This is a genomic window from Mucilaginibacter kameinonensis, assembly GCF_003675385.1.
In the GTDB taxonomy this organism is placed as follows: Bacteria; Bacteroidota; Bacteroidia; order Sphingobacteriales; family Sphingobacteriaceae; genus Mucilaginibacter; species Mucilaginibacter kameinonensis.
The window spans coordinates 1,350,776-1,364,763 of record NZ_RCWZ01000001.1; the positions used below are offsets into that span (position 1 = coordinate 1,350,776).

Genomic DNA, 13,988 nt, shown 5'->3' on the forward strand with positions numbered 1-13,988 from the left:
TTACTTTTCTTTCGTTTCCGGTACTACCACATAAACATCCTCATTGGCTTTTTTCATAAGGTACTTTTCCCGGGCAAATTTTTCCATTTGCTGTGGGTTGGTGGTGAGTTCTTTAAGCTCTTTAGTTACCTGATCGGTTTGGGCTTTGTAGAAATCGCGCTCAACTCTTAGTTTTTTAACCTGTTGGTGATACTGGTATTGGGAGAAAAGATCATTCCGGTCAAAAAATATCATCCACACTACAAAAGCAAGGGTAACCAGAAAAAACTTGTTCTTGAAAAGATCTATAAGGCGTTTCATTGATACCGGCTGTATGATTTTCATTTAAAGCTATTTATTTTTTTCGACCGCTACAAATATGCTTATTAACTTATTAACAGGGGGATTTTTTTGGAGAATGGTTGATTGAGTTGATTAGGTGAGTTGTTTTGTCTATAACTAAAACAACCATTCACCTAATCAACCATTTTTAACCTTTTCTGGCTCCGCTCATGCCGCTTTTGCCGCCGGGCTTAGATGCTTCTGAGCGGTTGCCACCTGATTTTTTGTTACCTCCCGAACGGTTATTTCCGGCTGAGCGGTTGTTGCCGCTACCGCCTGATCTGCGGTTACCTCCACGGCCACCGCCACCTCCTCGTTGGCCGCCTGAACCACCTTTTTTTGGTGCTTCGTTTATTTTAGCTGCCATAGCCGCCGGACTAAGCGGGTAAGGGTGACCTTCCTCAACCGGGATCTGTTTGGCTATGAGCTTGTGGATATCTTTCAAAAACTCCAGCTCCTCGGCATCGCAAAATGAAAACGCTATACCATCTGCCCCGGCACGACCGGTACGACCAATACGGTGTACGTAAGTTTCGGGTATGTTAGGCAATTCGTAGTTGATAACGTGTGTTAACTCATCAATATCAATACCACGGGCTGCAATATCGGTAGCTATCAATACACGCGTTGTGCGGTTTTTAAAGTTAGTTAATGCGCGCTGCCTTGCATTTTGTGATTTATTGCCGTGGATAGCTTCGGCAGTAATACCTGCCCGGGTTAAATCTTTTACAACTTTGTCGGCCCCGTGTTTGGTGCGCGTAAATACCAGAGCGGTTTTAATATTTTTATCTTTCAGTATGTGGATTAACAGCGACTTTTTGTCGCTCTTATCAACATAATAAATCTTTTGCTGTATGGTATCGGCAGTGGATGAAACCGGGGTAACTTCCACTTTTTCGGGATCATTCAGGATGCTATCTGCCAGGCTCTGGATCTCTTTTGGCATGGTGGCCGAAAAGAATAGCGTTTGCCTTTTAGCAGGTACCTTGGCAATGATCTTTTTAACATCATTAACAAAGCCCATATCCAGCATGCGGTCGGCCTCGTCCAATATCAAGAATTTAACATGCTCCAGGTTAATAAAACGCTGGTTCATTAAATCCAGCAATCGGCCCGGGGTTGCTACTAAAATATCAACACCACGACGTAAGGCATCAACCTGTGGGTTTTGCGACACACCACCAAATATTACCAGGTTTTTAAGGCCTGTATGTTTGCCGTAATTGGTAAAGCTTTCACCAATTTGAAGGGCAAGCTCACGGGTAGGCGTTAAAACCAAAGCTTTAATGGTTTTTTGCTCTTTGTGGGCTATCCTGTCCTGGTGCAATAGCTGTAGGGTAGGGATAGCGAACGCTGCGGTTTTACCGGTGCCGGTTTGGGCACAGCCAAGCAAATCATGGCGTTTTAATATAATAGGGATGGCTTGCGCCTGTATTGGAGTAGGTGTGGTATATCCCTCAGTTTTTAAAGCCTTGAGGATAGGCTCAATCAAATTTAAATTTTCGAATGACATTCTTGATCTTTTGTAAATATAAGTGTGCTAACGCGAAAGCATAAGCGGATCTGAAGAGTATGCAGGAACTCAAAACCGTAAAGCGAACGGGTAATTAGCTGCAAAGATACGCTTTTTATTGTTAAGAAAATTTTAAGGGCAAGAGTTACACCGGATTAAGCTGCCAATGTTTCGGTATCGGGAGCGTTCTGTTCCTTTTTAGCCTTACGGTCTTTTTGCCATGACTCCAGCAAAATAAGGCCCATACCTATCATGATAGATACATCCGCAACGTTGAATACGCCGGTTTGGAAAATGCCGAAATTCATGTGCATAAAGTCGGTTACGCTGCCGTACAACATCCTGTCATATAAATTACCTGCGCCGCCGGCAATAACCAAAACAATACCAATGGTGGTTAATTTACCTATTAATGGTTTTAACATCACGTAAAAAACACCGAAGGCAAGGGCCAATAGTGGCAATAATGATAGCAGGATAAATTTCCACGGGTTTTGCAGCGAATCGCCGAGGCTTAAAAAAGCGCCGCTATTTTCGGCATGCAGTATGGTGAAAAAGTTTTTGATAACAAAAATGTTATCGCTGATGTGAATGTGTTCCCTTATGTAGATTTTAGTAACCCTGTCAAGCGCGATGCTTAAAACCAATATCAGCACTATACCCAATATCCTCGAAATCCCTTTTCTGTTCATTAGTTTATTTTAACAAGTTATTATAACGCAGTTGTTTCGGTTTAATTATGTGGCCTTGATTGCGGACGCAAAGGTAAAAAAATACTTGGAGATGAGGCTAAAATATCGTCATGTTGAACTGGTTTCAACATACCAAGGGGCAATAAAAAAGGCCACCTGCTTTACACAGATGGCCTTTTCAGTATCAAAAGATTATTTTTTGAAGTATTTGAAATCTTTACCGATGAATTTAGCGTTAGCGCCCAATTCTTCTTCGATACGTAACAACTGGTTGTATTTAGCGATCCTGTCTGAACGTGAAGCCGAACCGGTTTTGATCTGACCGCAGTTTAATGCTACAGCAAGGTCAGCAATGGTTGAGTCTTCAGTTTCGCCCGAACGGTGGCTCATTACTGAGGTGAAACCGTTGGTTTGAGCTAAAGTAACCGCGTTGATAGTTTCGGTTAATGAACCAATTTGGTTTACTTTTACCAGGATTGAGTTAGCAATGCCTTCGCTAACACCTCTTTGTAAACGTTTAGTGTTGGTTACAAATAAATCGTCACCTACTAACTGAACTTTTTTACCGATTTTGTCGGTTAAGATTTTCCAACCTTCCCAATCGTCCTCAGCCATACCGTCTTCGATAGAGATAACAGGATATTTTTCAACTAATTCGGCAAGGTAATCAGCTTGCTCAGCGCTGGTACGGATAGCACCTTTTTCGCCTTCAAATTTAGTATAATCGTATTTACCGTCTTTGTAAAACTCAGAAGCAGCACAGTCAAACGCGATAAAGATATCTTCGCCTGCTTTGTAACCTGCTTTTTCAATAGCTTTCAAAATGGTTTCAACACCATCTTCAGTACCTTCAAAAGTTGGAGCAAAACCACCTTCGTCACCAACTGCAGTTGATAAACCACGATCGTGAAGAATTTTTTTCAGGTTGTGGAATACTTCGGTACCCCAACGTAAAGCTTCAGAGAATGAAGGAGCGCCAACCGGCATGATCATAAACTCCTGGAATGCGATAGGAGCGTCAGAATGAGAACCGCCGTTTACGATGTTCATCATCGGGATTGGCAAAGTGTTAGCGTTTACACCACCAATGTAGCGGTATAAAGGCTGACGGCTTTCCTGTGCAGCAGCTTTAGCAACAGCTAATGAAACACCTAATATAGCGTTAGCACCAATTTTACCTTTGTTTTCGGTACCGTCAATCTCAATCATTAACGCGTCGATAGCATTTTGTTCAAACACATCGATACCTTTTAATTCAGGAGCTAAAATGTCGTTTACATTGGCAACTGCTTTTAAAACACCTTTACCCATGTATTTTGACTTGTCGTTGTCGCGAAGTTCAACAGCTTCGTGAACGCCGGTTGATGCACCTGATGGTACAGCAGCGCGACCGAATGCGCCATTCTCGGTTAAAACTTCTACCTCAATAGTAGGATTACCGCGAGAATCTAAAATCTGGCGGGCATGGACATCAATTATTATGCTCATAGTGAATTGTCAGAGTGTGGTTTGAATGAATACTATTAATAACGGCGGCTAAGTTAATGTGTAAATAAGGAAAACGCAATTGAAATTTTGTATTTGTAACGATTATAGCCCCGTTAAGGTGCGATTTAACATGAATTTAATATAGAATGAGTGAATTTTTCATAAAAACACAAGGTTTTTGAACTGGATTAAGGGATTTTAGATCGGGTAGTGTTAAAATTGATGTGCTTTTCTATCCCGTCGTCGTGTCCCCACGACAACACATATAATTGGTTGTCTGAACTCGAATTTGTTGAATTTGCCGATTTGACTGATGAATGATTCAATAAATTCAAATAATTCGTTTAATTCGAGTTCAGACAATTAATCACTCGTAGTAGGTACATGTTCGCGCTGCACAGCATTTTTGCGCTGAATGCGGTACATGAGTATCAGCATAATATTATCCTTATCGCTTTTAGCGGCTGTTGAATAATTGTACTGGTTGATCCAACCGGCTTGCAGGATCCACGATTTATCAAACTGGTAACCAAGGGCCGCCGAAATCCTGTTGCGTTCAAAATTAGGGACTTTATTATTCAGGAATACCTCGTCAAAAACCGATACAAACCAGGTTTTAGCAACAATTTTAGTGTTATTCAGAGGTACAAATACGTTAAGCCTGTAGCGGAAACGATTACGGTAATCGCCGTTAACCCAGCGTTGCTCTACCCGGTAGCGGTGCTCCAGTTTTAAACGGTACAGGAACTGGTTACTGGTGATCTGTTCCCAAAAGCGGGTTTCGGTAATGGTCGGGCCTTTGCCGACATCCATGTAATCAAAAGTAGTGTAGCGGCCTGTGCCTAAAAGCGCAGTGAAGTTTTTATCAATATCATAGCTCACGCCAGCTTTAACCTCATAGTATTGAAACTGGCTGAACACATTGTTTGTGCGGGTTTGAAACTCGGTATAACCACCCCATTTATGCGTACTGTCACCAGGAAGTACTACAGTAGCTATTCCCCAGGTGCCAACTTTGGAGTCCTGGGCCTTAACATTAACTGAATGTATGGTTAATAAAAAAAATACAATAGTTATTAAAATGGGATATCTCGCTGTCATTTAGGAATCTTTTTTACAAAAGTATTTCCTAAATGTTATCTCAATGTTAATATTGACGGTGTTAATATTAAATTAATGTTAAGTTTTTTAAGCTCATTCTTAGCCTTGATAACTTTAAAATACTATTCCCATTTAAATGTTTTCACGGCTACCGCGTAAATGCCAACAAACCATGCCAACAATATCAACAATTGGTGGGTAACATCACCTAAGCCCGCGCCCTCGAAAGCTACTTTACGCATGGCATCATTTAAATGGGTAAGTGGCAATACTTTACTAATGTATTGCAGCCAGGAGGGGAAAGCAGTAATAGAAAAAAATGTGCCCGAAAGTAAAAACTGGGGCAGCGTAATGATATTAGAAAGTGGGGGGACTGAGCTTTCGTTTTTGGCAATGCCTGATACCGTAAAGCCAAATCCCATGAAAATGATCAATCCAATGGCCGAAAGCACCAGCATATTAAGTACAGTGGTAACACCATGGATTAGTGTAAAACCAAACATGTAATGTCCGACTAATATGATAAACAATGAGCCTAATAATGAAAAAGCAAGCCTTGCAATAGCCTCGCCCAAAACAATGCTGTAGCGCTTAACCGGTGTAGCAAAAAAACGCTTGATAACCAAAGTTAAACGTAAGCTCAGGAACACGAAAGCCGTACCAAAAACGCCGCTGCTTAATAATGAAAAGCCCAACTGCCCCGGTAAAATAAAGTCGATATATTTATACGGGCGACCGCTGATAGTTTCTTCTTTTAAATCGATCAGGTTGGGAACTTTAACTGTTGTGTATGATTGAATCCGCTTCAATTCTTCTGATTGAATACGGTAAAAAATGTTATTCAGCGCCGATTTCAATACACTGCCTTTATCACCCGATGCCTGGCTGTATTGCACATGAACGGTCATAGCTGCAGGTGGGGCAAAGGGTTTCAGGTCAAGAATGGCATCGATATTACCCTTTGCCAGGTTTTTGCTCATCTCATCGGCCGACTGATCGGTGATGAGGTGCATGATCTTGTTTTTTTTCAGCGCCATATAAACCGGGTTGTTCGCTGAAGTATCGCTACCTTTAGTTAAGCCTACGTCTATCGACATGCCACCGCCGCCAATATTGGCAAAAACAATGATAAATATTAACGGGAAAGCCAGTGTAAACACCACCGCCGAAGGGCTGCGTAATATCGACCGGAAACTTGCCCGGGCAATAGCCAGGGTTGCTTTTGTATTGCTGTACTGTTTGTTCATTAATTTATATCATTTTGCCTGCCGGCGTCATTAGGTCATTTAGTCATTTTTGCCTGTCGGCGTCACTATATCATTTTGCCTGGGGCGTCATTAGGTCATTGAGCATTTTGGCCTGCTAACTGCAAACTCAGAACTGCCAACTGGAATTACCCTTCCCGCCATTCCTTCCCGGTAAGGTTAATAAATACATCCTCCAGGTTGGCGAGCTTTACTTGTTTTTTGCGCTCGAAGCCTGAAGCTACCAGCTCGTCGATAAAGTGATCGGGTGTGTCAATGCCGATGATGTGACCGCCGTCAACAAAGGCAACACGGTCGCACAATACTTCGGCTTCATCCATATAGTGGGTAGTGATCACCACGGTAGTTCCCTGGTCGCGGATCTCGCGGATCAAATCCCAAAGGTTGCGGCGGGCCTGCGGATCGAGGCCGGTTGTGGGCTCATCTAAAAATATGATCCTCGGGTTATTGATCAGCGTGGTGGCGATAGAAAAACGCTGTTTTTGTCCGCCTGACAGATCTTTATATTTTGCTTTGGCTTTATCGGTAAGCGCTACTTTTTCCAGCATCTCCATCGGGGTTTTATCGATGCCATATAAGCCCGAAAATAGTACGATGAGTTCCGAAAGATTAAGATTGGGATAATAACCGGCGGCTTGTAACTGTACGCCTATACGCTTTTTGATACTATCGGCATCGGTTTCGATGTCGAAACCATCAACTACTATACTGCCAGATGTTTTATCACGAAGGGTTTCAATAATTTCGAGGGTAGTGGTTTTACCTGCGCCGTTGGGACCAAGCAGGCCGAAGATCTCGCCTTCATAAACTTCAAAACTAATGCCTTTAACGGCTGCAAAATCGCCATAGTTTTTTACCAGGTTGTTTACAGTGATGATAGGTTGTTTTGTCATAGGGTAAAAATGCATCAGATTCATGAAATAACCATGAGTTTTTCGGTGAACCACATAATTTTTACGGTGAAAGGCTGAGTTTTAAAGGGGCGTCATTGCTGTAAGCCAATTGTACGCTCTACAACACGTCATTGCGAGGAACGAAGCAATCCCCGGCTTATAGAGAGGCTATTTAAGTTCACCCTGTATAGTTTGGGATTGCTTCGTTCCTCGCAATGACGATGGAGAGATACTTATTTTTAATTATTCAGACAGCCCCTTAGTAAAGAAAATGAAAAAGCCCGGATGCTTATCATTCGGGCTAAAAAATACTCTCCGTAAATATTCCCCTTTGGGGAATTAAGTGGCCTTTAATTCACTTTCAGATTTCAGCACTCTGCTGCCGTTTTTCTGTTCTATTTCATAAGCGGGCTCCTCTTTGCTGGCGTTGCGTTTAACTTTCGCGCCTTTTATATTTTTGCTTACCGGCTTGTCGTGCTTCTTGACGATATGGCCTTCAGCCTCTGATTTTCCCCATTTCCAGGTTACTTCATCTCCCTTTTTCATACGCTTTACCTTTTCTGATTAACGTATAGGTTTTGTTATTGATTTAATAAAGATGAAATAACGCTCCCTCGGGGTGCCGGGACATTATTTTATTAAATGACCGATTGAGTGGGCGATAGCTACGGCATGTTCCGCGGCTTTCATAACTAAATGGATCAATTGAATTGCAAGTAGAGTTTTCATGGCATTTATTTGTTGTTGTTTAGTGACCCAAAATTGCGCACAAAAGGCACCCTGCCGTTAGGTTTATTAGGCGAAGCAAGCGCGCTTATCGGTAAACAGGGGTAAAACATCGGAGAAATGCCGGTAAAAAATTGCTGCTGTCGGTAAAACTTCCCAGAATGAAAAAGGGCTATGTTGGCAATTGGGTTGAAATATTTTGCCTGATGCCCATTTTATAGATCAATGATTTTGTTACTTTTATTCTAAATAAGTACACAATTATCACCTAATTAATTATCACTAAATGAAAAAGACTGCCTTGTTGGTCGTGTTAATGCTATTGTGCGGCATCATTGTAAAAGCACAATTTAAATTTCTTGCCGAAAGCCCGGCCTTCGAAGAGCCAGAAGCCGGGAGAGCCAAAATACTTCAGCTCAAAAATGGCAATACCATGTTTATTCTTATTGATCATAAAAAAGGAATGAACATCCGGATATATAATGCAGTACATCAGGAAACAGCCATAACTCATGTTGATGCATCATTCGGCAGTATTAATGCAGGCGTTATTGCGGTTTTTGAACTGGCAGGTGATGTTGTTATGATGATCAATGTAATTGATTCCCGTACACCTATGTTGTACCGTATTGTCATTGATGGTAAAACCGGCAATGTAAAGGACGACAAAAAAATAGCAGAGGTAAGTAAAAGAGGTGTTTTTTTCGGCGAATCTGATGTTATATATGGTGGTTTGACGGCTCCTGACTTTTATGTACAGAAAGACCCCAACAGCGACAATTATGCTGTTGTAATATTTAACCGGTTTGAATCCGAACAAAGTAAACGGATTGAGATTATTGCTTACGGCAGTGATAACAAAGAGATTAACCGGGCTTTTTATTCATCTCCGGAAGAAAAATATAAATACCTGCGCTGTGTGGACATGGCTGTTATTGGCACCGAGAAAGTGAGCCTGTTAATTTATGGTTACAATACCCGGGGGGCTACAGCTAAAGATAGGTCGCTTATTTTGGCAAATTTAGATAAGGGAGAAAAATCTGTAAGCTTTACTGAGCTCGATTTTTCAAAAGATCTTATAGTTTACCAGGGAATTGTTCGCTATAACCCGGTCATGAAATCATTAATCTTGTTAACACTGGTAAAAGAGAAAAGCAGAGACAACGGTTATATCCCCATTATGGCTTTTGTTGACCCTTATGCAAAAAAAATAAACAGGGTTAATGTAGTTTCGCCTTCCGACCGGCTCAATCAGTATTCAAAGAAAGGATTCAGTGGCTTGCCGCAAAACCTGTATTTAAATGATGACGGCACATTTAGTATTGTATCTGAAGAAATGAAGACGCTGTTACAAGGCAGGTATGCTAAAACAACTTTGGGCGATTTGGCCATAGTAAATTACAGCAAAACGGGTGAGTTTATCAATGACTACCTTATACGCAAGGATCAAGAGTTGCCAAATTGGTATCTAAATCCTTTTTATCAGTGGGAGCGTGAGGGGACATTACAGGTATTGGGAGATGGAAATCAATTTAAACCATTTGCATTTTTGAGTGCAGGGCCTAAAAGTTTTGTTTTGTTTAATGATACCGAAAGAAATAACGATGCCCTGGAAAAAGGTAGCCTGGTGACTGTTAAAGGAGTTAGCAATTGCGATGGCTTTTACTACCCGCTTAAAGGCGCCGACCCTATTTTAAAACGTGATTACGTGTTTGGCAATCCCGCAGGTAAGCGTGATCATGATCTCGCATTATTCTCCGTATCTGATTATGATCGGAAAAACAATGTCTACGTAACACTAAAGCTTGAGAACCAACACGGAAATAAAGGCGTTAAATTGGTTTGGCTGCAGCCGTAATAAAATAGCTATCGTACATTTGTAATATGGAGTTTTATCTTGATGGTCTTACAATTAACTTGAAACAACTTGATATAAAAGATATTTTAAGTTGTTGGGATTGGTTAGTTAAAGACTTAACCCAATTACTGTTAATCTCTAAATTTGGTGATCTTTTCTTTTGGGCTAAGGATGGTGCCGTTTATTGGCTTGCGACAGATATGTGTAACTTGACAAAAGTTGCAGATAGCAAACCTGAATTCTATAGATTATTAAAAGATAACGAATTAATAGAAAACTGGTTTATGCCTCAATTATTAAAGGAACTTGAACAAGAGGGTGTTTATTTGGATCCGTACCAGGTTTACAGTTACAAGAAAATGCCAGTTTTAGGAGGTGAATACACAATTGACAATATTAACCCCGTTGATATTAAAACTCATTTCGAATTAGCCGGCATTATTGGCGAACAAATTAAGGATTTACCTGCTGGCACAAAGGTTAAACTTAAAGTAACCGAATGATGTTATAAATATATTAAAAAACACAAAAGCCGCTTTACAGTTAATAAAGCGGCTTTGTGTTTTCATAGGTAGCTGATATATCAATTAACCAGGTTAACCAATGCCTGGGTAACCATAGTGCTGTGCTCCTGCAAGATGACTATAACAGCTATAAGCGGATTGTAAAATGTTTTCATGATAATGTTATTTGCCGCAAATATGTGCCCCCGGCTTTTTATTAAACAGATATTTTAGGTGAAACGGCACAAAATGTCGGTGAATGCATGATCGACACTATCAAACTGTATTTTATGACCAAAATCCCTGTGCCCTGATCTGGCTTGAAGGATATCCCTGTAGCTTTAGTAGTTTACGCAGCTCGCCTAGCATGGTATGGTTACCGGCAAGATAAAATACCGAATGTTCAAGGTTGTATTGCTGTTCCATTACCCATTGAATAAGGCTGTGATGCCCGTACACATCATTGCGTTCAATAGGTTTTAACGGCGATTTGAAATATTCACCGAACAGGCCCCTGTGATTTTCGTCGGCCATAACTATAGCTCCCGAAAAGCGGGTTGCGGGTAATACCATTTGCTGTAAGGCCAGCAGGTGCCCCATGCTACTTTCGTCGCCAAGGCCTATTATAGCTGGGGTGCTTGCGGGCGCATGCCTCGTTGAGCGGATTTTGAAATAATGAATGGTATCGCCGCATTGTAATTGCTTAGCCCATTTACTGCCGGGGCCATTATGAGCCGCATCAATATAAAGGGTGCAGGTACTGGTTTCGACATCCCAGCCGGCGGGGGTATAATCGCGGTAAGTAAAGTCGCCAACTTTTACTTTTATATAAGGTACCTCGTGCCAGTTTTGCATATCGGCCAGGGGCAAATGCAGGTCGATCTCAATCATGGTCGACGGTTCCCAGTGCCTTACTTCAAGCACCCGTCCGCTTTGTAAAAGCTGGTTCTCAAACAGGCTGCCTGCCCTTCTTTTTAATTTATGTAGAGTGGATGTTTCCATGTGTATTGTATTTTGATAATACAAAGAAACATGGAAAATAGGCCTGATGAAATAGTAATTTCGGGGTAAAGGTTGGATTATTTGCGGTGTTTATCTCTAAACTCAAGCGGTGTGATACATGCCGATTTTTTAAACAGCCTTGAAAAATAGGTATGATCATCATAACCCAGTGTATGCGCAATTTCCTTTACGTTGAGCCCGCTGTAATACAAAAGCCTTTTAGCTTCCAGCATTACTTCCTGGGTTATCCAGTAACTTACCGGGAAACCGGTAGTTTTCTTTAAAACCTCGTTAAGGTATGATTCCGAAACGTTGAGCATGCCTGCATAAGCCGATGGGCCTTTAACAGTACGAACGTTTCTAAGCAAAAGCTTTTTAAACTGATGCGAAATTTGCGCGGGACGGGATAGTTGCTTTTCGGGCGTATACACGTTACTAAAAGTAGCAGCCGCCATACCGGTAAAGGATTGTATGAGCGATTGTAAAACCGGCAAAAAGAAAGCGTTGTCGCTATCCTCGGCATTTTTTTCGCGCAACAGACAAAGGATCTGCAGGTATTGCTTCAATTCATTATCATTAAGTTGATAAGGCTGCTGCAGAAAAAGCTGGTTCTCGAAAATATTACGGAAGTCGGATGGAATGTGTTGAGTGTCGATAGCTACATACCAGCCGCTGGCAATTTCGTTATTTATCCTGTGATGTACTTGCCCCGGCAAAATATAGTAAAGGGTGTTTTCGCAAAAATGGATCTCGTTAAAATCAATCATTAATGACGCTGCGCCGTTTTCAACCAGGAAAAACAGGTAATGATCATCACGATGTGCACCCATTGGCGGCTTTTTCAAATCTTCTTCGCCACTTTCAAAGTGCTTGATCTCAAACCCCGAGTTTGTTCGTTCATGCAACTGGTGTACAGGTATATCTTTCATTTTGCCGGGTAGCTGTTGTATTAATTATGTTAACGTAATCTTTAGCCAGAGGATACATTTATGTTATGGCTAATGATCTTAATTTTAGATTGCTGTAATTGCAGCGCTTACTTGCCGCCTTCTACCATCGCGTAAATTTCCTGCATATAAATGGCTTCATCCATTGAGGCATGAAAATCTTCCCATTCATCAACGGTAAAAGTAAGCTGTATATCATTAACCGGCGTACGCATTACTACTCGCTCTTGTCCATCAGGAAAAGGGAAGGAATGGTCGCTGAATTCAAGATCGATAGTAAAGTTTTTAAACTGAATGAATTGCTCCGGGTTAAAGCTAAGGATCAGGTTATGGTGCCATATAAATATGCATTGGCATTCGGAGCAACGGCTTACTACCGATGTTCCCTTTTGACTGAGTATTTTAGCATCGCACATAAATTCCGGTAATTTAATTTGAATTGGTGCCTGCTCTGCCGGTTAAGTGTTTGATGAAAACTACTTAAATGCAGAACAGGACTTTATATTTTAAGCATTAGTAACCAAATAGTTGTTGATAAGCTTGCGGGCTTCTGTTTTACTTTTTTGCGCATCCCATTTCTCTTTTACCGATTGATCGGCAAGGTCAAACAGGCGTTCGTAAAGCAGTTTGCCCTCTACTTTTCCTTTTAGTTTAACAGTGGTGTTTTGCGCATAAAACTCGTCCCATACCTGGCGTACCGCTGTCCAGTATGGTTGTTGTTTTTGCCACCAGCCTTTTGCAAAGGCAAATCTGGCTTCATCTGTTTTGGTAAATTCTTCATAGCCTTTTTCGCGCACAAGAAGTTTATCGTTACCGGCCGAGCGGATTATTTTTTGGTTATCCTGCTCAAACATCCATCCGTTTAGAGTTAAGTAGATGCGGTTGCCGCGCCTTAATACATTATAATTGCTGCGCTTGGTAAATTCACGGCGGGGCAGGGGCGAATCGCATTCGCTTTGCCAGGAATGTTTTCCATCAGTATGTATCCAGGTGCCTATGCTTTCATACCGCGGACTATCATCAACCTGGAAAACCTTTTGTACCCAGCGGCCTTTTGCTTCGGCAGGCTTTAGCGTGCCTTTTTTCCAGGTGTTGCTTTGATCGAAGTTAAGCAGGGTTGGCTCTTCATACACCCAGTCTTCGCGCCAGTGCTTTATTACTGTAGAATCACCAACCACCAATAAATGCTGTATAACTATTTTTTTGGGAGAATCTTCTTCAACGGCAGCCCATTCGAAGCCCCATGAGTGGTATTGCGGATGATTGCGATAAGCGGTATCAGGAGAAAAGGTTTCGGCATAATCAAAAGTAACTTTATAAAAACCACCAAGTGAACGGATGGCCGCGCGGTCCTGGTCTAATTTTGATTGTGCTTTAACACTGATCTGAACCGCACTTAGCAATATTAACAGGTAAAGGACTTTTTTCATGAACTAACAGATTGCTGTGATGTATTAACAGCAACAAAGGAATGTCTTATTTAGAATAAATCCAAATAAAAATAAAAAAAGCATCTTGCTTATTCAATCAATTTAATTAAAACAATTTGCTGTGAGCGCACTTACTATAAAACTATATACCCTAATGCCAACATATTAAAACGATTGTAAGGCAGACGTTTGCAAGGGTTTTCTATTCAACATCAACCCTTAATATTTTATTCATTTCATTCATCTTGG

General features: G+C 41.3%; 14 protein-coding genes. 2 read left to right on the top strand and 12 right to left on the bottom strand.

The features are described from left to right. The 8 genes from EAH55_RS06150 to EAH55_RS06185 all read right to left on the bottom strand — a co-directional run bounded on the left by EAH55_RS06150 (position 1) and on the right by EAH55_RS06185 (position 7,819). Positions 1-324, bottom strand: coding sequence for an FtsB family cell division protein (locus tag EAH55_RS06150; protein WP_223818086.1), 324 nt, complete (start codon positions 322-324; stop codon positions 1-3). 145 nt (positions 325-469) lie between these two features. Continuing rightward, positions 470-1,834 carry a DEAD/DEAH box helicase gene (locus EAH55_RS06155; RefSeq protein ID WP_121808849.1) on the bottom strand — a complete coding sequence of 455 codons (1,365 nt, stop codon included), beginning with the start codon at positions 1,832-1,834 and terminating at the stop codon, positions 470-472. A gap of 155 nt (positions 1,835-1,989) precedes the next feature. After that, entirely contained in the window at positions 1,990-2,526 is a 537-nt protein-coding gene (lspA, locus tag EAH55_RS06160) for a signal peptidase II (RefSeq protein WP_121808850.1), read from the bottom strand. A gap of 192 nt (positions 2,527-2,718) precedes the next feature. Further along, on the bottom strand, positions 2,719-4,014 hold the full coding sequence (eno, locus tag EAH55_RS06165) for a phosphopyruvate hydratase (protein WP_112575826.1): 1,296 nt from the start codon (positions 4,012-4,014) through the stop codon (positions 2,719-2,721). A 363-nt stretch (positions 4,015-4,377) separates the two neighbouring features. After that, complete coding sequence (locus EAH55_RS06170; RefSeq protein WP_121808851.1) at positions 4,378-5,115, bottom strand: DUF2490 domain-containing protein; 738 nt, start codon at positions 5,113-5,115, stop codon at positions 4,378-4,380. A 122-nt stretch (positions 5,116-5,237) separates the two neighbouring features. Next, on the bottom strand, positions 5,238-6,362 hold the full coding sequence (locus EAH55_RS06175; protein ID WP_121808852.1) for an ABC transporter permease: 1,125 nt from the start codon (positions 6,360-6,362) through the stop codon (positions 5,238-5,240). Positions 6,363-6,508: 146 nt separating this feature from the next. Then, positions 6,509-7,273 carry an ABC transporter ATP-binding protein gene (locus EAH55_RS06180; RefSeq protein ID WP_112575829.1) on the bottom strand — a complete coding sequence of 255 codons (765 nt, stop codon included), beginning with the start codon at positions 7,271-7,273 and terminating at the stop codon, positions 6,509-6,511. Positions 7,274-7,612: 339 nt separating this feature from the next. Next, complete coding sequence (locus tag EAH55_RS06185) at positions 7,613-7,819, bottom strand: hypervirulence associated TUDOR domain-containing protein (RefSeq protein ID WP_121808853.1); 207 nt, start codon at positions 7,817-7,819, stop codon at positions 7,613-7,615. A gap of 466 nt (positions 7,820-8,285) precedes the next feature. On the opposite strand from EAH55_RS06185, the gene EAH55_RS06190 reads away from it, so the two are divergent. Next, a complete protein-coding gene (locus EAH55_RS06190; protein ID WP_121808854.1) occupies positions 8,286-9,857 on the top strand; it encodes a hypothetical protein in 1,572 nt (523 codons plus the stop codon). Positions 9,858-9,883: 26 nt separating this feature from the next. Further along, entirely contained in the window at positions 9,884-10,360 is a 477-nt protein-coding gene (locus tag EAH55_RS06195) for a T6SS immunity protein Tdi1 domain-containing protein (protein ID WP_121808855.1), read from the top strand. 288 nt (positions 10,361-10,648) lie between these two features. Here the strand turns inward: EAH55_RS06195 and EAH55_RS06200 are convergent, their stop codons facing one another. The 4 genes from EAH55_RS06200 to EAH55_RS06215 form a co-directional block, all read right to left on the bottom strand. Next, on the bottom strand, positions 10,649-11,362 hold the full coding sequence (locus EAH55_RS06200) for an SIP domain-containing protein (RefSeq protein ID WP_121808856.1): 714 nt from the start codon (positions 11,360-11,362) through the stop codon (positions 10,649-10,651). 77 nt (positions 11,363-11,439) lie between these two features. Continuing rightward, entirely contained in the window at positions 11,440-12,291 is an 852-nt protein-coding gene (locus EAH55_RS06205; RefSeq protein ID WP_121808857.1) for a helix-turn-helix domain-containing protein, read from the bottom strand. Positions 12,292-12,398: 107 nt separating this feature from the next. Next, a complete protein-coding gene (locus tag EAH55_RS06210; protein WP_114940068.1) occupies positions 12,399-12,725 on the bottom strand; it encodes a DUF6686 family protein in 327 nt (108 codons plus the stop codon). A gap of 90 nt (positions 12,726-12,815) precedes the next feature. Continuing rightward, on the bottom strand, positions 12,816-13,739 hold the full coding sequence (locus EAH55_RS06215; protein ID WP_121808858.1) for a DUF6607 family protein: 924 nt from the start codon (positions 13,737-13,739) through the stop codon (positions 12,816-12,818). Between the last annotated feature and the right edge of the window lie 249 nt (positions 13,740-13,988).